Source organism: Kribbella sp. NPDC059898 (assembly GCF_042730855.1).
Taxonomy (GTDB): Bacteria; Actinomycetota; Actinomycetes; order Propionibacteriales; family Kribbellaceae; genus Kribbella.
Map to the genome: position 1 here is coordinate 241,564 of NZ_JBHWKR010000008.1, position 20,699 is coordinate 262,262.

Sequence of the window (20,699 nt, forward strand, 5' to 3'; positions counted from 1 at the left end):
CACACTGAGGCGTCTGTCACGCCTAACGTTTCCTCGGCGTCCCCTACGGTCTCGGCGTCTGCTGCGTCGACCAGGCCGCCCTCCGGGGCGTTCACTTCGGCTGATGGTTACTCGTTCGTGCCGCCTTCCGGCTGGAAGGAGTATCCGGCCGGGCATGCGAGCGGGTTGTCGGTGGTGTTTCTCGCACCGGCCGTTGATCCGGCCGCGAAGTTCGTCGACAACATCAATGTGGTGATCACACCAGCCGCGAAGGACCTTCGGTCGACGGTCGCGGAGTCGAAGCAGGCGTATCCGCGGATCTTCACGCACTACCGGCTGGTGGTCGACGAACCGGCGATCGCGAACGGCCGGGACGCTTACCTCGTCGGCGGGACCTTCGAGCGCGAGGGTCTCGAGCTGGGGAATCTGCAGTTGTTCGTCATCGCCGGAGCCAAGCAGTACACGATCACCTTCACCAGCCCGGCGGCGAGCTTCCCCCGCCTGCGCCGTCTGGCGCAGGCGTCGTTGCTGTCCTTCCGCCTCGCCTGATGGCCTGCATTGTGCGGTCCCGCCGTGAGAACCAGGGGAGGCTCAGGGGTTTGACGGAGGGCTGGTTACCGCGGACCGGGCATGATGGAGGCAGGTCCGGACGAAGGGAACATCCATGGGCTGGTTCATTTTCCTGGTGATCGTGGTAGGCGCGATCGCGGCGTACAAGTACCGCGTGCCGCTGCTGGCGAAGATCCTCGGTCAGCCTCAGCACCGCATCCAGCGGGCAATCGACCGGAAGAAGGGGAAGTAACACTTCCTCCCGCCAAGCAAGAAGAGGCCCTGCCCGCACGTCTGCGGCCAGGGCCTCTCGTCACCTGCCCCGATCAGCTCACGCGGACCAGGCGCACAAGTCACCCAACCTGCACCGCGACGATCGACGCCGCCGCAGTAATCTCCCCGCTGCCGGCGCTGCCCTGGTCTTGGTTGTAGCCGAACCCGTATACGCCGACGGTCGTGTCGCCGGTCACCGTTACGACCTTCACCGTGGACCCGAACAGGTCGTGGCCCTTCGCGGGCGAGATCGCCACTCCGCCGACCGTGCCGACGTCGATGCCCCACTTGGCGTCGCCGGATGCGTTCGGGTCCTGTCCGATCCGGAGCCCGACCTGCGGCATGCTGCCGGCCACACCCGCGGCCGCACGGTTGAACGTCACCGACGTGTTGACGAGCCAGGTGCCCTTCGGCAGCTTGAAGGTGCCAAGGGGGGTGAACCCGTCGAAGTACTTGCCGCCGAGGGTCTTGATGATCGTCGGCTTGATCTCAGCGGAGACGCCCGCCTTGCCGTACTTGTCCGGGGCGTTGACTGCGGCGCGGAGTTGTGGGCTCAGGTCGTTGGAGATGATCGAGTTGTCGACGATCTGCGCCGACGCGACCGACCGCGCGCAGAGTGGGTACGTGAGTGTTTTGCAGCCGGTGCCGCCGGCGGCGTTGGCGGCGACCGATACTCCGACCACGGCGGCTGCTGCGACGACGCCCGCTACCCGCGAGGCGGCCGGCCTTGGTGGTCAGGATCTTCTTGAAATTCATGAGTTTCCCCTCTGTCCCCGAGGCCCCCCTCGGGATCTGCAGAGGAAAGTACGCCCGATCAGCGGTCTAGGCCAATAGGTGAAGCGTAATTAGTTCGGTAATTTTCTGCACCACGCGGTCAGGGTGATCCGCGCGGTGGTGCCGAGGTCGGTGTCGACCGGCCAGACGACCTGCCGTTCGCCGCGGCGAGGTGCGACCGCCAGGTAGCTGCCGGAAGCCTTGTCCTCGGCAACTTCCACGGTGTTCGACCAGGCGACGGCGGCGAGGGCCGTTTCGCCTGTGTCCAGGCGGATCCGGGCCGGTCCGGGGTCGATCGCCATGTACGAGGTGCCGTGGGCAACGGTCACCGTCATCGGCTGACGCCGGCCGTTGAGGACGCCAACGGTCGGGTAGCCGTCGAGGGTGATCGGTGCCTTGCGGCAGTTCGTCAGCTTCACGGCGACGGCCCGATGCCCCAATGCGGCGTCGACCGGCCCGACGGTGATCATCGCCCCCGACGCCGGGCAAACCGGCGGTGGCGGAGTAGGTGTCGGACTCGCGGTACGACGCACTTCGGGCGGATGGCTCGCCGGTGCCGCGCCGGTCGGGCTCTCGGTACCGCATCCGGCCAGCAGCAGCACCCCGCTCAGCCCCACCCGCCCCAGCCGTTTCACGCCTCGAACCTACCCGAGCCGGACAGAAGGGCCGGAAAGAAGAAAGCCGGGCTCCTGTGAAACCAGGACCCGGCTGACGAACTTGCTCCCGCCACTGGACTCGAACCAGTAACCTGCCGGTTAACAGCCGGCTGCTCTGCCAATTGAGCTAGGCGGGATCGTGGTGCTTCCGCTCCTCGAACCCCGAGGACCTGAGTAGGTTAGCAGGCCACCGGCGAACTACAAAAACGGGATTCGGGTCCCTGCCGGGTCAGACGCCGAACTCGTCCCGGACCTCCCGGAGCGCCGCCTCGGCCGCCTCCACGACGCCCGGCTCGGTCGGCTCCAATCCCTTGTCCAGAACGATGTTCCAGGTCACGTCCGCGTCGGCGCCGGACGGGTTGCGCCGCCCGACGATGCGCACTCCGCGTTTGCCGGACAGCGGCACGTGACGCTGCACGACGATGCTCGCGTCGACCCGCTCGCGGAGTAGCTGCCCGAACCGCCCGGGGTCCTCGACCTTCAGCTCGGTGGCGCGCAGCGGCGTCCCGAAGTCGGTGGTCTCGTAGACGTGCAGCACCGACGCCTCGGCGTCCCAGTTCGCGCGCTCGATCCGCTCCCAGCCGACCCGGCGGTCCGCGTCCGCGGTGTCCGACGGCAGGTACACGGCCGCCCGTGTCCCGGCCACCCAACGACCGTTCGCCAGTTGCACGGCCGCGAGCACGTCTTCCTTGCGTCCGGTCGAGTCCCGAGCGGCAGCCGACACGGCGGCCCCCAACTCGCGCGGCCAGGCGGTACGCAAAAGTCTCACGCTCACATCATCCCAGCACCTCCAAGCCAGGTCTCAGGCGACGTACTCCCGGAGCTGTGGCAGTGCCCGGCGCCGTAGCTGCCGCAACGCCTCGCGCTCCAGCGCGCGCACCTTCGCCGGATCCAGCTCGAGTTGTACGGCGGTCTCCTCGGGCGTCGACGGGATGTGTCCGCGCAGCCCGTACCGGTGCTGCAGGACCTCCCGGTGCGGGTCGTCCAGGAACTCCAGGTGGTATGCGAGGTCCCGGCGGAGCGCGGCTTGGAGCACGATCGGGTCGTCTTCGAGCACCGGGTCGGACTCGTCCAGGTCGAGCGTCTCCGGCTGCGTCCGCCACTCCTGCGCCCGCTCGATCCGCGCGATGCTCAGCCCGGTCGCCCGCGCCAGTTCCGGCGTACTCGGATCGTGCCCCAGTTGCTGCGTGAGGTCCTGACGCGCCGAGCTGACCCGGGACGCGTCGGCGTACGCCTGTGCCGGCATCCGCACCAGCCGGGACCGGTCCGAGATCGCCCGCCCGATCGCCTGCCGGATCCACCAGATCGCGTACGTCGAGAACCGGTTCCCGAGCCGGTGGTCGAACCGCTCGACCGCCCGCATCAGCCCGATGTTGCCCTCCTGGATCAAATCCAGCAGCGAGATGCCCTTCCCGCCGTACCGTCGCGCGAGCGACACGACCAGCCGCAGATTGCCCTCGACCATCCGCTGCCAGGACACCTGCCCGTGCGCGACCACCTGCCGCAGCTCGGCCGCGTCGGCCCGCGACGGATCGCCGCGCAGCCGCTCACCAGCGAGCAGCCCGGCCTCGATCCAGTACGAGTGCTCGTTCACCTCCTCCAACGTCAGTAACTCGTGCCGGCCGATGTCACGCAGGTACGCCACCAGCGCGGTCACGTCCGCCGGATCGCAGTCGAGATCAGCCATCAGTCCCTCTCCCCGAAAATCTCCTTGCCCAAGAGAGTGCCTGATTCCGGCCGCCCAGAACCGGTGACTTCAAGTATGTGGATAACTACTCTCGGTCCCAGGACGGGTAGGACGGCGCGAGCTCGGCGTACCGGTCGGACCAGTCCGGCAGCGCGCTGCCGGCGAGATGGGCGTCGAGGCGGTCGAAGAAGGCGTGCGTCCCGGGAACGAAGCCGCGGGCGTTCTGCTCGGACAGGCCGGTGTGGGTGAAGACGAGCAGCGTGCCGTCGCCGTCCGGGCGGAGTTCGTACCGTACGACGCCGTCGTCGACGATCCGCTGCTTCCACTCGTGCTCCAGCACGTGCGGCGGATCCCAGACCAGGATCCGGCCGGTCAGCCGCTTGGCGTCCGGCGCCGCCGGGGGATCGGTCGGCAGCATCTCGATGCTCCCGCCGGCCCGCCCGTCCATCACGGTCTCGCCGAACCAGGCGGCGCGTTCCAGCGGATCGGTGAGCGCGGCCCAGACCTGCTCGACCGGGTGCGGGAGATGGCGGCGGAACGTCATCACGGCGCGATCGCCGTCGATCGTCAGTTCGCCCAGCTGGTCAGGTGTGATCATGTCGAAGTCTCCTCGCTCAGATGGGATTCGAGGGCGTCCAGGTGCCGCGGCCAGTACCTGCGGTAGGTGCTGATCCAGTTCTCGATCTCGATCAGCCGGTCGGCGCGCAGCGTGTAGATCCGCTTCTGCCCCTCCGGCCGGACCTCGACCAGCCCGACCTCGCGGAGGATCCGCAGGTGCCGGGACACGGCCGGCTGGGTCAGCCGGTGCAGGTGCGCGACCAGTTCGCCGGCCGGTCGCTCGCGCTCCGCGAGCAGGTCGAGCACCTCCCGCCGGCTCGGTTCGGCGATCGCCTCGAAGACGTCCATGCGCAGAAGTATTACAGAAGGCATATATACATTGCAAGTTATATATGCGGCAGGCGGCTACCCGACATGTCAGGTGATCGCCAGGACGATCCGTAGCGGCACACGTCCGTCTCGGTGAGGCTTTCGGCCACCGGAATCGAATCCGGTTCGAAGGAGGGCCAGCCCCATGGCAACCAGAAGATCGATGCTGCTCGGTCTTGCGCTCACCGCCACCCTCGTGGTGCCGGGAACCGCGAACGCCGAGTCGCCGACGCCCGCGGTCGGAGTGACCAAGGCGCCGTCCCAGCAGTCGTCGACCAAGGTCACGCTGGTGACCGGCGACGTCGTCACGATGACGACGGTGGCCGGAACCCCAGCGGTGACGGTGACCCCGCACGCCGGGTCGACGGGCAGCTTCACCAGCTACTCGGTCGGCAAGGATGTGTACGTGATCCCGCAGGAGGCGGGGCCGCTGATCGCTTCCGGCAAGCTCGACCAGCAGCTGTTCAACGTCTCCGGGCTGATCGCCCAGGGGTACGACGACGCGCACACCAGCCTGATCCCGATGATCGTCAGGTACGCCGGCCGGTCGTTCGCGAAGGCCGCCCCGCCCGCGAGCACCAAGCTGAAGCGCGGCCTGCCGAGCGTCCGCGGCGCCGCGGTCACCGCCGACAAGGCGAGCACCGCGACGTTCTGGAACTCGATCGACGACAACGTCGGCAGGACGGCGAAGCCGCAGCTGTCCGGCGGCGTCGACCACGTGTGGCTGGACCGCAAGATGCACGCGCTGCTGGACAAGAGCGTGCCCCAGATCGGCGCGCCGGACGCATGGCAGGCCGGGTACGACGGCACCGGCGTCAAGGTCGCGATCCTCGACACCGGCGTCGACCTGAACCACCCGGACCTCGCCGGCAAGGTCGTCGAGAGCCAGAGCTTCGTCGCCGGGCAGACCGTCCAGGACGGCCACGGTCACGGCACGCACGTCGCGTCCACGATCGCCGGCAGCGGCGCGGCGTCCGGCGGCAAGTACAAGGGTGTCGCCCCGGGCGCCGAACTCGTGATCGGCAAGGTCCTCTCCAACGAGGGCGAGGGCGCCGCGTCCGACATTGTCGCGGGCATGGACTGGGCCGCGCACTCCGGCGCCAAGGTCGTCTCGATGAGCCTCGGCGGTACGGCGGGGCCGAAGGAGGAGGACCCGCTGGTCGAGGCGGTCGACTCGCTGACCGCGCAGACCGGCGTACTGTTCACGATCGCGGCCGGCAACTCCGGTCCGGACGCCTCGACCGTCGGCTCGCCCGGTGACGCCGACTCGGCGCTGACCGTCGGGGCGGTGGACAGCACCGACGCGATCACCTACTTCTCCAGCCGCGGCCCGGCGGTCGGCGGTTCGCTGAAGCCGGAGATCACCGCGCCCGGTTCGGAGATCGTCGCGGCCCGCGCGGCCGGGACCAGCATGGGCCACCCGGTGGACGCCAACTACACCTCGGCGAGCGGTACGTCGATGGCGACCCCGCACGTCGCCGGAGCGGCCGCGATCCTGGCCGAGGAGCACCCGGACTGGACGCCGGCCCAGCTGAAGGACCAGCTGATCAGTACGGCGAAGACCACCGCCGACACGTCCGTGTACGCGCAGGGCGCCGGCCGCGTCGACGTCAGCCGCGCGTTCCGTCAGACTGTGGCCGCGTCGGGCGTCGTCGACTTCGGGATGCGTCCGTTCGGTGCGACCGACCCGGTCGTCAAGCAGCTCACCTACACCAACCGCGGCGACCAGTCGGTGACGCTCGAACTCACCCAGAAGTCTGCGGGTACGGCGGTTCCGGCCGGCACGATCCAGCTCGGCGCGAGCTCCGTCACGATCCCGGCGCACGGCACGGCCGACGTACCGGTGACGCTGACCGGCGGCACGATGGCCACCGGCACGTACGGCGAGCACGTGGTCGGCACGTCCGCGGACGGCGCGACTGTCGTCACCACGGCCGTCGGTTTCGAGCAGGACGTCCAGCGGTTCAACGTGACGATCGACGTGAAGGACCACGGTCAGCCCGTCAGCGACCACGCGTACGGCATGATCTTCGTCTTCGACCTGCAGACCGCGCGGCCCGCCGACATGTACTACTTCGAAGGCACGGCGGGCACGCTGACGCTGAACCTCCCGAAGGGGGAGTACGGTTTCGAGTCCGGCACCTACCGGTTCACGAACGACTGGGGTCAGACCCGGCAGGTCGTGTACGGCGCCGAGTCTGGGGTCGTGCTGGACGCCGACAAGTCGCTGACGTTCGACGGCAGCCAGGCGCACCAGGTCGGCCTGCGGACGCCGAAGCCGAGCCAGGTCGACCAGGCCCGGATGAGCATGTCGTTCGCCAGTGACAACAACCCGCTGCGGTACGAGCTGCAGTCAGACGTGGCGGGATACACCAAGCTGTTCGCGATCCCGTCGACCGGTAAGAAGGAACTGCTGGAGCACCGCCTGCACTTCTCGGCGACCGAGCCGATCCTGGCGGCCCAGCTGGTCGGCAAGGGCGCGTTCCCGATCGCACCGGAGTACGTCGGCGGCTGGACCGGCTCGAGCAAGATCGTCGGCACCCGGCTGTTCCGCCCGGTGAACGCGGGCACGGGCCGCCCGGAGGACTTCACCGCGGCGGTCCGCGGCAACCTCGCACTCGTCAAGCGCAGTGACGACGTCGGCACCAGCCAGGTCGTCGCGAACGCGGCCGCTGCCGGCGCCGGTGCGGTCGTCATCTACAGCGACGTACCGGGCGAGTGGGGGACTGCGATCTACACGCAGAAGGAGACCGCGATTCCGGCGCTCACGCTGTCGGGTGAGCAGGGCGCGAAGCTGGCGACGCTTGCCTCGCAGGGCAACGTCAAGCTGCTGTTCCAGGGCAAGGCGATGCCGTCGTACAGCTACGAGGTTCTGAAGACGCAGGACGGCATCTCGGCGAACCAGCAGTACCGGGCCGACTCGCGGGAGCTGGCAACGGTCAACGACCGCTTCTACGCCTCGACCCCGGCGACCGAGGGCGGCTTCTCGCGGGCGGTGATCTCGGACAAGCAGACGTTCCTGGTCTCGACCCTCGTGCGTACGACGATGCCGCGGACGCTGACGGAGTACGTGAGCGCCGGAGTGCGGACGTTCGAGACCGTGGCGGCTGCTCCGGTCTGGGAGCTGCTGCCCGGGATCATCCAGACCTACCCGGTCGTTCTGAAGCCCGGGCAGGTCACCGACCGTGCCTGGAACAAGGCGGTCGTCCGGTCCGCGATCACGGAGTACCACCCGTACGGGACGCTTCGGCTGGGCGACCTCGGCAGTGTGGACATCGCCCCGCTGCTCGCGATGGAGACCGGCCAGTGGGGCACGCCGCTCAGCCTCCTGGAGACCAAGAAGCTCACGGTCTACCGCGACGGTCAGCTGGTCGGGTCGGCGCCGTGGATGTCGGTCAACTTCCCGATGGTCCCCGAGCCGGCGACGTACAAGCTGGTGACCGAGGTGTCGCGGGACCTGCCGTGGTGGACGACCTCGACCAAGGTGGCCAGCGCGTGGACGTTCCGGTCGGAGTACACCGAGCGTGGCGCGTTGCCGGTGATGTCGATCGACTACGACCTGAACGTTGCCCTCGACAACAGTGTGCGGGCCGGGCGGACCACGACCCTCGGCCTGGGATTCCGGAACCCGGCCGGCCTTGCCGCGCCGCACCTGAAGGACGTCAAGGTGTCGGCGTCGTACGACGACGGCGCGACCTGGCAGCAGGTCCAGGTACGGCGGACCGGTGACGCCGGCGCCACCGCCGTTCTGCAGAACCCGCGGACCGCCGGGTTCGTCACGCTGAAGGTGCAGGCCACGGACGTCGACGGGACCGCCGTCGAGCAGACCGTGACCCGCGCGTACCGGGTGCGCTGACCCGCCGAGTGGCCCCGCCTCGAGCGAGAGGCGGGGCCACTCTCACGGCGCGATCAGCCCGGAGCGGGCGGCGTACCAGGCCAGCTGCATCCGGCTGTCGGTGCCGGACAGTTCCATCAGCCGTTTGATCCGGCGCTGCACCGTCCGTTCGCTGGTCCCGAGCCGCGCCGCGGCCGACTTGTCCGGCATCCCGGACAGCAGATAGGTGAGCAGCTTGATGTCGAAGTCGTCCCAGGCCGGACCGCCCTCGACCAGGCTGGTCGCGCTCAGCTGCAACGGTGTCGCCACCTGCCAGACCCGCTCGAACAGGTCGACCAGCAGCCGCACCAGCGACTGGCCGCGGACCAGCAGGAAGCCCGGATCGATGCCGGTCTGGTCCGGCAGCATCGGCAGCAGCACGATCTGCCGGTCCATCACGATCATCTTGCTCGGCAGTTCGTTGACGAGCCGGATCTGGTACCCGCCGGCCAGGAACCGCGCGATCTCGGCCGGTGTCCGCGGGTCCTCCAGCGCCGAGCGTTCGTACACGAACCGGTACGACGGCACGTCGGTCGTCACCTCGAGATCGCCGTCCAGGACGTACGGCGGCTTGAAGAACGCGAGCAGTTCCTGTTTCGCGCCGCGCTCGATGTTGTCGACCCAGGTCGCCAGCTCCTCCGGCGTGGTCAGCGCCTCCACCTCGCTCATCGCCGACGCCGCGCCGGTGCGGTACACGTCGGTCAGCTCGGCCAGCCGCCGCTGCGCCTGCTGCAGCGTCGTCTGCTGCTGTACGACGAGTGTCCCGAGCCCGACGTCCGGTGGTACGGCGTTGTGCAGGCCGGCCTTGTCGCCGGTGGCGAGTCCGAGCCCGGCGAGCCGTGCCAGTGCCCCCGTGACCGCCTCGACCGGCAACTGCACGGCGGTACTCAGCTCGTCCGCCGTCGCGCGCCGGCGGCGCAAGAGCTCCACGTAGACACATTCGTCCTGCTCACCCACGCCCAGCCCCTGCAGCATCCTCGACCCCACCCTCTGCGCACACGAAGGACAATGGCGGGACGCTACCCTGAATCGGCCAGAGATCCGATGTCTTGTCTCATGTATAGGCGCGCAGGCCGCTGAGCAGCCCGTGATGGAACGGATTCGCGTCGACCGCGTCGAACCAGGTCGGACCTGTGGTCAGCGGTTCGAGCGGCGGGACCGCGACCGGATCCGGCGCCGAGTCGGCCGCCCCGCGGCGTCCGAGGGGCTTGTCGAGCTCCGGTGCGGGCATGTCCGGCAACAGGACGAACGAATCGGCGAGCGCGGCGATGCCGTCCGCAGCGGCGAGGGCGGTGAGCTTGCCGGCAGCCCGGGTGGCGGCGGTGTTGGGGTCGCTGCGGACCTGCTCGAGGTCCGCGACGACGGTCTGCCAGGTGACCGCCGGATCTCCGTAGTCGATCATCCGCGACAGCTGCCCCACGCGGATCGGGGTCGCCGCGGGTGCCAGCCTCTTCATCAATGCGGGCAGCCCATAGCGGGCCCGGCCGCCGATCACGACCAGCCGGATGTCGGCCTCGGTGGAGGCGATCAGGCTGCGGTACGGGTCGGCAGCCCGGCGGCGTACGACGATCAGGTCGGCGAGGGCGCCGGGTTCGAGCCGGCCGACCGGGCGGGGCCAGACCTCGGTCAGTGCGTCGCCGGGGTTCGACGTCAGCATCCGGACCAGGTCCTCGTCGGTGAAGACCGCCTCGGTCCGGTTCCACAGGTCGGCGACCTTCAACTCCCACAACACGTTCCGCGTCCCCGACGGACCCCAGTCCGAGCCGAGGCACAACCGCACCCCGGCCGCGTGCGCGGTCCGTACGTCCGCGGTCGCGCCGTACAGCCAGAGGTTGGAGAACGGCGACCAGACCATGCTGGAGTTCCCGGTCTTCAGCGCGGCGAAGTCGTCCGCGTTCAGCGCCGTACCGTGGATCGCGACCAGCTGCGGCTTGACCACGCCGACGTCCTCCAGCAGCCGGAACTCCGACCGCAGCTTCGGGTCCGAGCCCTCCGCCGAGTGCGCGATGAACCCGCGGCCGGCCGCCACCGCGGTCGCGTACGGCGTCAGCGCTTCCTTGCTGTCGGCAACGAGTGTGCTGACCCGGATGAAGTCGTCGTGGGTGCCGAGCTTCTCGGAGTCGACGTTCCGCACCAGGTCGTCGTCCGGGGGTACGGCGCCGCGCGGGTTCCCCTGGATGGACGTCGTACCGCCGACGATCGCGCGGGTCTCGACGTACCGGAGCAGGGCCCGCCCCGCCGCGGCGCCGAGCAGTCGCGCGGGCTGACTGATGCGTGCACTGTACGTCGGTGCGCCGCCCCACTGGTTGTGCGACGTCCACGGCACCTTCCGCGACGGCTCCGTCCACAGCGGCAGGCTGTTGTACATCAAGTGGTTGTGCAGATCGATCAAGCCGGGCAGGACGAGTCCGCCGGCCGCGATCCGCGGCGCGCTCCCGAACCCGTCCGGCACCGGATCCAGCGGCGCCACGGCCGCGATCAGCCCGTCGTCACCGACGTACACCTCGCCGCCGGCGACGACCTCCCCACCCGGGCGCATGGTCACCACGGTTCCGCGCAGCACGAACATGTTTCCCCCTCCCACAACCCCGTTCCCAAGCTACCTTTGTCGGATGCGAGTGGCGACCTGGAATGTGAACTCGGTGAAGCAGCGGATGCCGCGGTTGCTGGACTGGCTCGACGAGCGGCAGCCGGACGTCGTCTGCCTGCAGGAGACGAAGCTGGCCGACGACGCGTTCATGAAGCTGCTCGGCGCCGAACTGACCGGCCGCGGGTACGAGATCGGCCTGTACGGCGAGCCGCAGTGGAACGGGGTCGCCCTGCTGTCGAAGGTCGGGCTGGAGGACGTGGTGACCGGGGTCGCCGGGGCGCCCGGGTTCCCGAATCCGGAGGCGCGGGCGGTGGCCGCGACCTGCGGCGGGATCCGGATCCACTCGCTCTACGTGCCGAACGGCCGCGAGCCGGACTCCGACCACTACCGCTACAAACTCGCCTGGCTGGCGGCGCTCGCCGCGGTGATCGCGAACGGTCCGGCCGACCAGATCGTCTGCGGCGACATGAACATTGCGCCGACCGACGCCGACGTCTTCGACCCGGCGGCGTACGTCGGGCAGACCCACGTCACGCCGCCCGAGCGGCAGGCGCTGGCGGAGCTGATGGCCGCGAAGGACCTGCGCGACGTGGTCCGCGACCGCTGGCCGGAGAACCGGATCTTCAGCTACTGGGACTACCGCGCGGGCATGTTCCACCAGGACCTCGGGATGCGGATCGACCTGATGCTCGCGACCGAGAGCGTCGCCGACCGGGTCAAGGCCGCGTGGATCGATCGCAAGGCGCGCAAGGGCACCGGGCCGAGCGACCATGCCCCGGTGATCGTCGACCTGGACACGGCGCCGGACGGCGACATCGGCCCGGTCGTGCCGCCGCCGTCCGCGCCGCGCGCCGGCCGTAAGCGCACGACCACGCTGCCGCAGAGCCGCTGACATGCGCCGGTTCGCCGCGGTTGCGATGCTGCTGCTCGCGGCCCTCACCGCGTGCAGTGCCAAGCCGAAGACGATCGCCTGGACGAAGGTCGACGTCGGCCCGGCCGATCCGGTCACGCTCACCGCGCACGACAACCAGCTGCTGGTCGGCCTCCGGCACCGCGGCGCCAAGGTCGTCCCGGAACTCGAGCTCCTCGACAACGGCAAGCAGACGCCGATCACGGTGCGACCCAACCCCGCCAGCCCGTACGCGTTCGAGGCGATCTGGTACTCGATCGCGTACGACGGCAAGCAGCTCCTCGCGCTCGGTGGAGCCGCCGGCGGCGCGCACTCGAACACCCGCTGGACCGTCTGGACCGGGTCGCCGCAGACCGGTCTGATCGAGCACCCGCAGAACTTCTTCACGTTCGGCGGACAGACCGCGGGCGACCTGTACAGCGCCGTCCTCACGCCGAGCGGGAGCGCACTGCTCGGCTCGTGGGGCGGCGTACAGACCGGGAACGACGCGATGGTCTGGCTGCCGCAGAGCAACGGCATGTGGACGCGGCAGGATCCTTCGAAGACCGTCCTGCAGAGCACGCCGTCGCTGCTGGTGGGTCCCGGGTTCGGTACGACGCTCGGCGAGAGCATCGTGCTCGTCGGCTCGCAGGTGCGGCTCGCGCCGGGCGTGGTCGCGCAGGAGGCCGCGGTGTGGCGTTCGACGAAGCTCAACACCGGCTGGAAGCGGATCGTGCTGCCCGAGCCGGGCGGCCGCAGCCAGGCGAACACGGCGACGTGTACGACGGACTGCGTGATCTCCGGGTACGCCGACGGTCAGCTCGCGCTCTGGCAGCTCGACGCGTCCGGGACTGCGAAGCGGCTGCACGGCGTACCGGCGATCGCGGTGGGGGACAAGGACAAGCTGCCGCCGCCGGTGGTCGACAACGGCAAGATCGTCCAAGTGGTTGCCCAGGACAACAAGGTGAAGGTGCTCAGCGGTCAGGACGGGCATTGGACCGTGCAGGAGTCGACCGGGCCGTCAGGTGCGCCGACGGCCGCCGCGCTGCTGCCGGACCACAAGCTTTACCTGATCGCCGGCACCTCCCTCTGGCAGACCACGCTCAGCTGAGCAGACCCTTCACGTACGCCGCCTGACCGGAGTGCTGCGCGCAGTCGTCGATCACGCTGACGAGCCGGACGCCGAGCGTGACCGGCGGGTTCCACCGGCGGTCGACGATCCGGTCGAGGCCCTCGTCGGTCACGGTCTTCAGGAACTCGGCGGTGCGCGCGTGGACGGCGTCGTAGTACCCGAGTAGTTGCCCTGCGGACAGCTGCACCAGCGCGACCTGCTCGGACGTGTGGGCATATCCGGTGTCGGCCGCGTCCAACGGCAGCCCGAGGCGCGCATGCCACCCGTCCGCCGTGTAGACCTGCTCGTATCCGCCGGCGTCGGCCAGGTGGTCGTCCTGCACCCGCGTCAGGTGCCACACCAGCCAGGCGATCGAGTTCGCACCCGGACCAGGACGGGCCGCGAGCGTCTTGTCGTCGAGCCCGGTCACGACGTCGTGCAGGACCTCCTGCACCCGGCTATGCGCATCAAGCAGCACTTCACTCGTCTTCATACGCCCACCGTAGACCGCCCGTCCGACACTAACGCTCGACGGCAGTACGCAGCGCCGCGTACGAGGCGACGAGGGTACGCCGCTCCGCCGCGAGCAGCGGGTCGTCACGGTCGCATCCGGCGCGGACCCACCGGTCTGACAGGTCCATCGCGTCCACCCGCCGCTGCGCGGCCCGGCGTACGGCGTCCCGCTCGACGCAGTACACGTACGAGTACAGGTCGACGAGCGCGGTGACCAGCTGTTCTTCCGTGACGTCCTGGGAGTGCTGGTGCTCGCGGTGCACGCGCCACCACTCGACCTCCAGCCGCGCGGCCTCGACCGGCTCCAGCGAGAGCGTGCCGGACAGCGCGACGTGCTCGTAGAAGCGCCGCATGTACGCGCGCGCCGCGTCCGGCCGGTTGTCCGGGTACGGCGCCCACGCCTGGTTGGCGCGCAGTACGCACCAGGCGCCGGCAAGTGTCCGGTACGCCGGCATGCCGAACCCCGCGGCGACCATCCCGACCGCGGCGGTGAGAACCGTCGGCCACTCGTGCCGGTAGTACGCCGCCCAGGCGTCCGTCTCGCGGTTGCCGACGAGCACCGGATCGAAGGAGAGTGGACCTGTTCGCATGTGTCCCTCCTCGGGGGAGGTTCGATGAACGATGGTAGTCCGATCGCGGACGTCGTGGCGCGGATGCGGGACCGGCTCGACGAGCTCCCGCCGGAGCTCTCCCACCGGCGGTTCTTCCTCGGGACGTACCTGCGGACGACCCAGGCCGTGGGGGAGGCGATCGACCGGGCGCGGTTCGAGGATCCGGAGTGGGTCGAGCGCTGGGACGTGAAGTTCGCACAGCTCTACCTGCAGGCGCACGACGGCGAGCTGGTGGCGCGACCGTGGCGGTTGGCGTTCGACGCGCCGGAGACGCTGCCGCCGTTGGCGCATGTGCTGCTCGGGATCAACGCGCACGTGAACTACGACCTGCCGCAGGCGTTGCTCGCGGTGATCAGCGACGACGACTTCGAGGACCGGCACCTGGTCGACCGGCGCCGGCGCGACCACGAGCGGATCGACGGCGTACTCGCGGAACGGGTCGGGGCGGAGGATGACCAACTGGCCGCGAGCAGTGCGCGGAGCCTGGTGGACCGCGTGCTGACCCCGCTCAACCGGCTGGCCTCGCAGCGGTTCCTCCGCGAGTCCCGGCAGAAGGTCTGGCACAACACCGAAGAGCTGCAGCGGGCCCGTCTCGACGGCACCTACGACCGGCGACTGGCCGAGCTCGAGGTGCTGAGCGCCGCGAAGGTCGCCGACCTGCTTCGACCGGGGCAGGTGCTGTTACGCCTTGCTGTCACGGGCTTCGGCGTCACCCTGCCGCCGCCTTAACCCGGAAGCACACCCGACCACACAACGCCGAGCGCCAGACAGCCGAGCGTCACCAGGCCGAATACGCCGACCCACATCAACGCCGGTACGCCGGTCAGCCGCCGGAGCTGGTCGGCGTCCGAGCTCCGCCCCTGCCCGCGCCGCCGTGAGTGCTGCAACTCCAGCACGGCACGAGGCGCCGCCAGCAACAGGAACCACGTCAGTAGATGCGCGAACGTCGTTTGGACCGAGGTCGAGCCCCACCACGTCACCCCGAAGACGACCGCACCGAACACGAGCACGGACCACAACCCGAACAGGTTCCGGATCTGGAGCAGCAGGATCACCAGCGCGAGCAGCAGCCCCCAGAGCATGGCAACGGCGTACCCGCGGCTGAGGACGAACGCGGCAGCCAGCCCGAACAGCGCCGGCCCCGGGTAGCCGGCCAGCAGTACGGCGATCATCCCGCCGCCGGTGGGCTTGCCGCGCGACACCGTCACGCCGGACGTGTCGGAGTGCAACCGGATCCCGGACAACTTCCGGCCGACCAGCGCCGCGATCAGCCCGTGCGCTCCCTCGTGGGCGATCGTCACGACCTGCCGCGTGTACTTCCAGACCGGCCGCCACGCGATCAGCAGCAGCGCGACCACACCGGTCCCGATCACCAGCCGAAGCGACGGCTCAGGCTGCACCGACGTGATGTTGCTCCAGAACTCCTTCACCCGCCCATCCTTACAGGCGACTGGTCAACCGTCCGCCGCAGCCGTCACCTGGTCTACAGTCGCTCCGTGAACCGACGGGGCTTGCTCGCGTCCTGCGTCGCCGCAGGAGTCCTGCTGACCGGCTGTACTGCGAAACACACCGTCTCGGACGCCGACGCGGCAGCCGCCTCGGAGGCGGCCAAGGCCCGAGCCGAACTGCCGACGACATCCACGTCCCCGAGCAGCGACTCGACCGCACCGGTGTCGGAGCCACCACTGCCGGCGGCGGTCGGCCGCAACCCGATCCTCCGGGTCGGGAAGCTGACCTCCGCGAAGTGCGCCGAGCCGGCCTACGAGCCGACCTCGCTGGTGAACGTCCGGGCCTACTTCACGCGGTACCTCGCCTGCCTGAACACAGCGTGGGCGCCGGCGATCCGCAAGGCAGGCTTCACCTTCAGGCCGCCGAAGCTCGTGGTCGTGCTCGGCCAGTCGCCCTCGTCACCCTGCGATTTCGAGGACGGCCGGGACTATTACGGCGGCGGCACGATCTACATGGATGCGTCGACGGACATCTCCTTCGACCGACGCGACCCGGACGAGGCGCGGGCGTGGATGGCGCTGGAGATCGGGCACGAGTACCGGCATCATGTCCAGGCTCTCACCGGCGTCTTCGCCGCCCTCTACGACCGCGAGGTCACGATGAACGGCGTTGACGCGCACCTCGAGGACAGCCGGCGTCTGGAGTTGCAGGCGTCCTGCTTCAGCGGGGTGTACCTCGGTGCCGACCGCAACGACTTTCCGGTGACGCCGGAGTGGCTCGAGGTGTGGGGTCTCGTGGTACGGAACACCGTCGACGACGACCATGACCACGGGAACGCCGAGAACCACGGGTACTGGGCGATGGCCGGGCTCGACGCGGGCGATCCGGCGGCGTGCAACACCTACACGGCCGGCTCGGCACTCGTCGCCTGACCCGCCTCCTCCCCGCGCCCACCTACCTCGGGGCGGTGGGATTTCAAGGGCCTGTGAGGAGGTTCATATTCTTCGCAAGTATCAGCAGATCGCGATAATTTGGAAAGAACGAACGTTCGGTTTGAGCTGGGGGCGGCATGGCGCAGGCGACGCTGGAGCGGGTGGGGCACCCTGAGCTGCCGGAGTTGGGGAGGCAGCGCGGGGTCTGGCGGATCGTGCGGGAGATCGCGTTGCTCGCGGTGCTGTTCGGGGTCTACAACCTCGGCCGGTTTCTCTCCGCCGAGCATTCCGGCGCCGCGTTCAAGCACGCGGACGAGCTGATCCGCTGGGAGGCATGGCTTGGGCTGCCGAGCGAGGCGACGATGCAGCAGCACGCGCTGCAGGTCGACGGCGTCGCCCGGGTCGCCAATCTCTTCTACGCGGGCGTGCACTTCCCGCTGACAGCCGTCGTACTGCTCTGGCTGATGATCCGCCGCCCGGCGCAGTACGGGAAGGCGCGCTGGGCGCTCGCCGCACTGACCGGGCTGGCGTTGATCGGGCACATGACCTTCCCGCTGGCCCCGCCGCGGCTGATGCCGGGCTGGGTGGACACCGGCGTACAGCTCGGCCAGTCGGTCTACGGACCGAGCACGGACTCCGGGATCGCGAACCAGTTCGCCGCGATGCCCAGCCTGCATGTCGGCTGGGCGTTGATGGTCGCGGTGTTCATGATCCGCGCGACGCGTTCACGCCTGCGCTGGCTGTGGATCGCACACCCGTTGCTCACGTTCACGGTCGTCGTGGTCACTGCGAACCACTACTGGCTGGACGGCCTGGTCGCGATCGCGCTCGCCGTACCGTTGCTCCTGATCTTCAACAGCTCCTCGTCCGCGCGGACCAGGAACGGCGGCCGGTCCACGACCGACAGCGCGGTCGCGCTGCCGAGGTCGAACCACAACCCGATCAGTTCGAGGCGTCCTTGTTCCTCGGCCCGGCGGACCGACGGGAAGGTGCGCAGGTTCTCCAGTTGCAGGGCGACGTTCGCGACCGACAGCTTGTCCGCGGCCGGCAACACCGCGCCGGTCGCCGGGTCGAGGACGTCGGGCAACCCGACGGCCCGCCGGATCGACGGCTCCAGGTGCCGCAACCAGCTCTCCAGCCCGGACCCTTCCGGTACGTCGGCCGCGAGCGCGGCGGCCGCGGCACCGCAGCAGGAATGACCGCAGACCACGATCGACCGTACGCCGAGGACGTCGACGGCGTACTCGATCGCGGCGTCCACCGAGCTGCTGTTCGACCCTTTCGGCGGGACCAGGTTCCCGATGTTCCGCACGCAGAACTGATCGCCGGGGCCGCTGGTGGTGATCATCGTCGGCACGATCCGCGAGTCCGCGCAGGTGATGAACAGGTGCGCCGGCCGCTGCCCTTCGGCCGCGAGCTTGGCGAGCAGCGTCTTGAGCGGGGCGTCGTCGAGCGGCTCCGCGACACCGTCCCGATGCACCTCGACCGAGCCGCCGCGCGCGATGTGCCCGTTCCGCCAGTCCTCAAGGGCTTCGTACGCCGCATGGTCGAGATGGTCGACCCGCAGCTCGACCCGCACCGCGGCGCCGGCCGGAATCGCCCGCAACGTCCGCACGAGTGACGCGACGCCGAGGAACACCAGCGCGCCACCGATCCGCACTGTCCACAGGCCGTCGGTCTCGGAAGCGGTCACGGTCGCGCGGGCGAGCCGGAACAGCACCCGCGCGATCGCGAGCACGAGTCCGAGCAGCACGCCTTCGGCCAATCCCAGGACGCCGACACCGACCGCGGTCACGACGTACACGAGAAGTTCGTCGTGCCGCCGGAGCGTGCGGATGTGCGCGAGCTGGACCAGGCGGAGGCCGGTCACCAGCAGTACGCCGGCCAGCGCGGCCATCGGGATGAGTTCGAGCATCGCCCCCGCCGCGAGGACGAACGCGGCGATCCACAGGCCGTGCAGGATCGCGGACGCGCGGGTCCGCGCCCCGGCCGCGACGTTGGTGGAGGAGCGCACGATCACGCCGGTGACCGGCATCCCGCCGAGTGCGCCCGAGACCGCGTTCGCCGCGCCCTGGCCGATCAGTTCGCGATCGAGATTGCTCCGGGCGCCGCGATGAAGCTTGTCGACGGCAACGGCCGACAGCAACGACTCGACGCTCGCGACCAGGGCGATCGTCAGTACGGCGGTGCCGATCTCGAGCGCCGAACCGTGCGGCAGCTTCGGCAGGATCAGGCTCTGCAGTGGGTTGTCCGGCAGGTCGACGCGGGTGACGTCCGGCATCGCGACGGCGGCCAGCGCGGTGACCGCGACGACAGCGACGAGCGGTGCCGGAATCACCTTGAGCTTGGGGATTCTGGGCCAGACCAGCACGATCGCGACGGTCAGTACGCCGACCGCGACCGAGTGGCCGTGATGCGTGATCAGTTGGGCGGGAAGCGCCGTCACGTTGGCGATCAGCGAGCTCTGCGCCGTGCCGCCGAGGACGACGTGCAACTGCTGGACGGCGATCGTGACGCCGATCCCGGCGAGCATGCCGTGCACGACGGCGGGCGACAGCGACAGGGCGAGCCGGCCGATCCGGGTGATGCCGAGCAGGATCTGCAGCAGGCCGGCGGCGCAGGTGATGGCGGCGGTCGCGGCCCAGCCGAACTGGGTGACGAGATCCGCGACGACCACGGTGAGACCGGCGGCCGGGCCGCTGACCTGGAGCGGGGAGCCGCCGAGTGCTCCGGCGACGACGCCGCCGACCACCGCGGCCACCAGGCCGGCGATCAGCGGGGCGCCGGACGCGGCGGCGATCCCGAGCGAGAGGGGGACGGCGATCAGGAAGACGACAAGCGAAGCGGGGACGTCGTGGTGCAGGAAGTCCTTCCAGGGCAGGCGTTCGCGGGCGCTGGGAGGGGAATGGGAAGTGGTCGGCACGAGGGGATTCCTCCGGCGTCGGTGCTCAGTGCAATGGCTTGGGCATCAGGCGTCGAAACTAAAAGTGTCGATCTGGTTACTCATCGTACTGAGTCGTTCAAGAGCAGAACAGCGATCGGGCGAAATTGTTGCCCTGGGCGCCGAAGATGACGATCCTTCAGCCGCGCGTAGACTCGCCGCCATGGAGCTGGAACTGGCCGGGAAGACCGCGGTGGTCACCGGAGCGAGCAAGGGCATCGGGCTGGCGTGCGTCGAGGCGCTGGCGCGCGAAGGCGCCGAGGTGATCGGCATCTCCCGCGACACCGGCAACCTGACGAAGGCGCAGGAGACGCTGGCCGCGAAGGGGCTGAGCTTCCGGGCCGAGGCGGTCGACCTGACCGACGCGGACGCGACCCGGGCCGCGTTCGAGCGGATCGGCGTACCGGACATCCTGATCAACTGTGCGGGCGCGGCCCGCCGGACGCCGGTCGACGAGCTGGACAGTACGGCGCTGCACGCCGCGATGGACGCGAAGTACTTCACCTACATGCACGCCACCGAGGCAGTGATCCGCGGGATGGCCGAGCGTGGCAGCGGCGCGGTCGTGAACGTGGTCGGCCAGGGCGGCCGGGCGGCGAACCCGCTGCACATCGGCGGCGGCGCGGCGAACGCGGCGCTGATGCTCGCCTCGGTCGGCTACGCGAAGGCGTACGCGGGCCAAGGTGTCCGGGTGAACGTGATCAACCCCGGTACGACGCGTACCGGCCGCGTCGACGAGGGCCTCGAGGCCGCCGTCCGCGCCACCGGTCGGCCGAAGGACGAACTGCTCCAGGACATGGTCCGCGACATCCCGATGGGCCGGGTCGGCGAGCCCGAGGAGGTCGCCGACGTCGCGGTGTTCCTGGCCTCGCCACGGGCCAGCTATGTGACTGCGTCGATCATCACGATGGACGGCGCTACCACCGCCGGCATCTGACGGGGTG

The 20,699-nt window shown here is 69.7% G+C and carries 20 protein-coding genes, 1 tRNA gene and 1 pseudogene; 9 read left to right on the forward strand and 13 right to left on the reverse strand.

Features of this window, described 5'->3' with window-relative positions; translation table 11 throughout:
• The first annotated feature begins 117 nt into the window (after positions 1–117).
• Positions 118–528: a hypothetical protein gene (locus ACFV9C_RS25510; protein ID WP_380197392.1), complete on the forward strand. Its 411-nt coding sequence runs from the start codon at positions 118–120 to the stop codon at positions 526–528.
• A 115-nt stretch (positions 529–643) separates the two neighbouring features.
• Positions 644–781, forward strand: a complete 138-nt coding sequence (locus tag ACFV9C_RS25515; RefSeq protein ID WP_167214696.1) for a hypothetical protein — start codon at positions 644–646, stop codon at positions 779–781.
• 100 nt (positions 782–881) lie between these two features.
• Here ACFV9C_RS25515 and ACFV9C_RS25520 read toward each other — a convergent pair whose 3' ends face one another.
• The 7 genes from ACFV9C_RS25520 to ACFV9C_RS25550 form a co-directional block, all read right to left on the reverse strand.
• Entirely contained in the window at positions 882–1,484 is a 603-nt protein-coding gene (locus tag ACFV9C_RS25520; RefSeq protein ID WP_380197394.1) for a hypothetical protein, read from the reverse strand.
• 162 nt (positions 1,485–1,646) lie between these two features.
• The gene (locus ACFV9C_RS25525) at positions 1,647–2,210 is read right to left on the reverse strand and encodes a DUF4232 domain-containing protein (RefSeq protein ID WP_380197396.1); all 564 of its coding nucleotides are present in this window, start codon (positions 2,208–2,210) and stop codon (positions 1,647–1,649) included.
• A gap of 85 nt (positions 2,211–2,295) precedes the next feature.
• Positions 2,296–2,368 (reverse strand) — tRNA-Asn (locus ACFV9C_RS25530).
• A 92-nt stretch (positions 2,369–2,460) separates the two neighbouring features.
• Complete coding sequence (locus ACFV9C_RS25535; protein WP_380197398.1) at positions 2,461–3,000, reverse strand: hypothetical protein; 540 nt, start codon at positions 2,998–3,000, stop codon at positions 2,461–2,463.
• Between the two features lie 33 nt (positions 3,001–3,033).
• Positions 3,034–3,918 (reverse strand): RNA polymerase sigma factor RpoD/SigA, encoded by an 885-nt coding sequence (locus ACFV9C_RS25540; protein ID WP_380197400.1) that lies wholly within the window; start codon positions 3,916–3,918, stop codon positions 3,034–3,036.
• 85 nt (positions 3,919–4,003) lie between these two features.
• The gene (locus tag ACFV9C_RS25545) at positions 4,004–4,516 is read right to left on the reverse strand and encodes an SRPBCC family protein (RefSeq protein ID WP_380197403.1); all 513 of its coding nucleotides are present in this window, start codon (positions 4,514–4,516) and stop codon (positions 4,004–4,006) included.
• Positions 4,513–4,824, reverse strand: coding sequence for an ArsR/SmtB family transcription factor (locus ACFV9C_RS25550; protein ID WP_380197405.1), 312 nt, complete (start codon positions 4,822–4,824; stop codon positions 4,513–4,515). The genes ACFV9C_RS25545 and ACFV9C_RS25550 overlap by 4 nt, the downstream gene beginning before the upstream one ends.
• Positions 4,825–4,990: 166 nt before the next feature.
• Between ACFV9C_RS25550 and ACFV9C_RS25555 the strand changes: the two genes are divergently transcribed.
• A complete protein-coding gene (locus ACFV9C_RS25555) occupies positions 4,991–8,701 on the forward strand; it encodes a S8 family serine peptidase (RefSeq protein WP_380197408.1) in 3,711 nt (1,236 codons plus the stop codon).
• A 42-nt stretch (positions 8,702–8,743) separates the two neighbouring features.
• On the opposite strand, the gene ACFV9C_RS25560 is transcribed toward ACFV9C_RS25555, so the two are convergent.
• Positions 8,744–9,694, reverse strand: coding sequence for a hypothetical protein (locus ACFV9C_RS25560; protein ID WP_380197410.1), 951 nt, complete (start codon positions 9,692–9,694; stop codon positions 8,744–8,746).
• Positions 9,695–9,773: 79 nt separating this feature from the next.
• Entirely contained in the window at positions 9,774–11,288 is a 1,515-nt protein-coding gene (locus tag ACFV9C_RS25565) for an amidohydrolase family protein (protein ID WP_380197412.1), read from the reverse strand.
• Between the two features lie 43 nt (positions 11,289–11,331).
• Between ACFV9C_RS25565 and ACFV9C_RS25570 the strand changes: the two genes are divergently transcribed.
• Positions 11,332–12,201 (forward strand): exodeoxyribonuclease III, encoded by an 870-nt coding sequence (locus tag ACFV9C_RS25570; RefSeq protein ID WP_380197415.1) that lies wholly within the window; start codon positions 11,332–11,334, stop codon positions 12,199–12,201.
• Position 12,202: 1 nt separating this feature from the next.
• Positions 12,203–13,309: a hypothetical protein gene (locus ACFV9C_RS25575; RefSeq protein WP_380197417.1), complete on the forward strand. Its 1,107-nt coding sequence runs from the start codon at positions 12,203–12,205 to the stop codon at positions 13,307–13,309.
• On the opposite strand, the gene ACFV9C_RS25580 is transcribed toward ACFV9C_RS25575, so the two are convergent.
• Together ACFV9C_RS25580 and ACFV9C_RS25585 are read right to left on the reverse strand one after the other, a co-directional pair.
• A complete protein-coding gene (locus ACFV9C_RS25580) occupies positions 13,302–13,802 on the reverse strand; it encodes a DUF664 domain-containing protein (protein ID WP_380197418.1) in 501 nt (166 codons plus the stop codon). The two genes, ACFV9C_RS25575 and ACFV9C_RS25580, sit on opposite strands and share 8 nt — an antisense overlap.
• A gap of 28 nt (positions 13,803–13,830) precedes the next feature.
• Positions 13,831–14,412 carry a hypothetical protein gene (locus ACFV9C_RS25585; RefSeq protein WP_380197420.1) on the reverse strand — a complete coding sequence of 194 codons (582 nt, stop codon included), beginning with the start codon at positions 14,410–14,412 and terminating at the stop codon, positions 13,831–13,833.
• 24 nt (positions 14,413–14,436) lie between these two features.
• Between ACFV9C_RS25585 and ACFV9C_RS25590 the strand changes: the two genes are divergently transcribed.
• On the forward strand, positions 14,437–15,162 hold the full coding sequence (locus ACFV9C_RS25590; RefSeq protein WP_380197422.1) for a DUF5995 family protein: 726 nt from the start codon (positions 14,437–14,439) through the stop codon (positions 15,160–15,162).
• Here the strand turns inward: ACFV9C_RS25590 and ACFV9C_RS25595 are convergent.
• Entirely contained in the window at positions 15,159–15,863 is a 705-nt protein-coding gene (locus ACFV9C_RS25595) for a M50 family metallopeptidase (protein ID WP_380197423.1), read from the reverse strand. The two genes, ACFV9C_RS25590 and ACFV9C_RS25595, sit on opposite strands and share 4 nt — an antisense overlap.
• 66 nt (positions 15,864–15,929) lie before the next feature.
• On the opposite strand from ACFV9C_RS25595, the gene ACFV9C_RS25600 reads away from it, so the two are divergent.
• Both ACFV9C_RS25600 and ACFV9C_RS25605 read left to right on the forward strand, forming a co-directional pair.
• The gene (locus tag ACFV9C_RS25600) at positions 15,930–16,814 is read left to right on the forward strand and encodes a neutral zinc metallopeptidase (RefSeq protein ID WP_380197425.1); all 885 of its coding nucleotides are present in this window, start codon (positions 15,930–15,932) and stop codon (positions 16,812–16,814) included.
• 362 nt (positions 16,815–17,176) lie between these two features.
• A pseudogene (locus tag ACFV9C_RS25605) lies at positions 17,177–17,590 on the forward strand (phosphatase PAP2 family protein); the annotation flags it as partial.
• 20 nt (positions 17,591–17,610) lie between these two features.
• Here ACFV9C_RS25605 and ACFV9C_RS25610 read toward each other — a convergent pair.
• Positions 17,611–19,737, reverse strand: coding sequence for a bifunctional SulP family inorganic anion transporter/carbonic anhydrase (locus ACFV9C_RS25610; RefSeq protein WP_380197427.1), 2,127 nt, complete (start codon positions 19,735–19,737; stop codon positions 17,611–17,613).
• Between the two features lie 181 nt (positions 19,738–19,918).
• Between ACFV9C_RS25610 and ACFV9C_RS25615 the strand changes: the two genes are divergently transcribed.
• On the forward strand, positions 19,919–20,692 hold the full coding sequence (locus ACFV9C_RS25615) for an SDR family NAD(P)-dependent oxidoreductase (RefSeq protein ID WP_380197429.1): 774 nt from the start codon (positions 19,919–19,921) through the stop codon (positions 20,690–20,692).
• Positions 20,693–20,699: the final 7 nt, after the last annotated feature.

What these genes read in the sequence shown, in the direction of transcription:
- ACFV9C_RS25515 (WP_167214696.1), top strand. Translation starts at nt 644, where the DNA reads ATGGGCTGGTTCATTTTCCTGGTGATCGTGGTAGGCGCGATCGCGGCG.
- ACFV9C_RS25540 (WP_380197400.1), bottom strand. Translation starts at nt 3,918, where the DNA reads ATGGCTGATCTCGACTGCGATCCGGCGGACGTGACCGCGCTGGTGGCG.
- ACFV9C_RS25545 (WP_380197403.1), bottom strand. Translation starts at nt 4,516, where the DNA reads ATGATCACACCTGACCAGCTGGGCGAACTGACGATCGACGGCGATCGC.
- ACFV9C_RS25550 (WP_380197405.1), bottom strand. Translation starts at nt 4,824, where the DNA reads ATGGACGTCTTCGAGGCGATCGCCGAACCGAGCCGGCGGGAGGTGCTC.
- ACFV9C_RS25555 (WP_380197408.1), top strand. Translation starts at nt 4,991, where the DNA reads ATGGCAACCAGAAGATCGATGCTGCTCGGTCTTGCGCTCACCGCCACC.
- ACFV9C_RS25560 (WP_380197410.1), bottom strand. Translation starts at nt 9,694, where the DNA reads ATGCTGCAGGGGCTGGGCGTGGGTGAGCAGGACGAATGTGTCTACGTG.
- ACFV9C_RS25565 (WP_380197412.1), bottom strand. Translation starts at nt 11,288, where the DNA reads ATGTTCGTGCTGCGCGGAACCGTGGTGACCATGCGCCCGGGTGGGGAG.
- ACFV9C_RS25570 (WP_380197415.1), top strand. Translation starts at nt 11,332, where the DNA reads ATGCGAGTGGCGACCTGGAATGTGAACTCGGTGAAGCAGCGGATGCCG.
- ACFV9C_RS25575 (WP_380197417.1), top strand. Translation starts at nt 12,203, where the DNA reads ATGCGCCGGTTCGCCGCGGTTGCGATGCTGCTGCTCGCGGCCCTCACC.
- ACFV9C_RS25580 (WP_380197418.1), bottom strand. Translation starts at nt 13,802, where the DNA reads ATGAAGACGAGTGAAGTGCTGCTTGATGCGCATAGCCGGGTGCAGGAG.
- ACFV9C_RS25585 (WP_380197420.1), bottom strand. Translation starts at nt 14,412, where the DNA reads ATGCGAACAGGTCCACTCTCCTTCGATCCGGTGCTCGTCGGCAACCGC.
- ACFV9C_RS25590 (WP_380197422.1), top strand. Translation starts at nt 14,437, where the DNA reads ATGAACGATGGTAGTCCGATCGCGGACGTCGTGGCGCGGATGCGGGAC.
- ACFV9C_RS25615 (WP_380197429.1), top strand. Translation starts at nt 19,919, where the DNA reads ATGGAGCTGGAACTGGCCGGGAAGACCGCGGTGGTCACCGGAGCGAGC.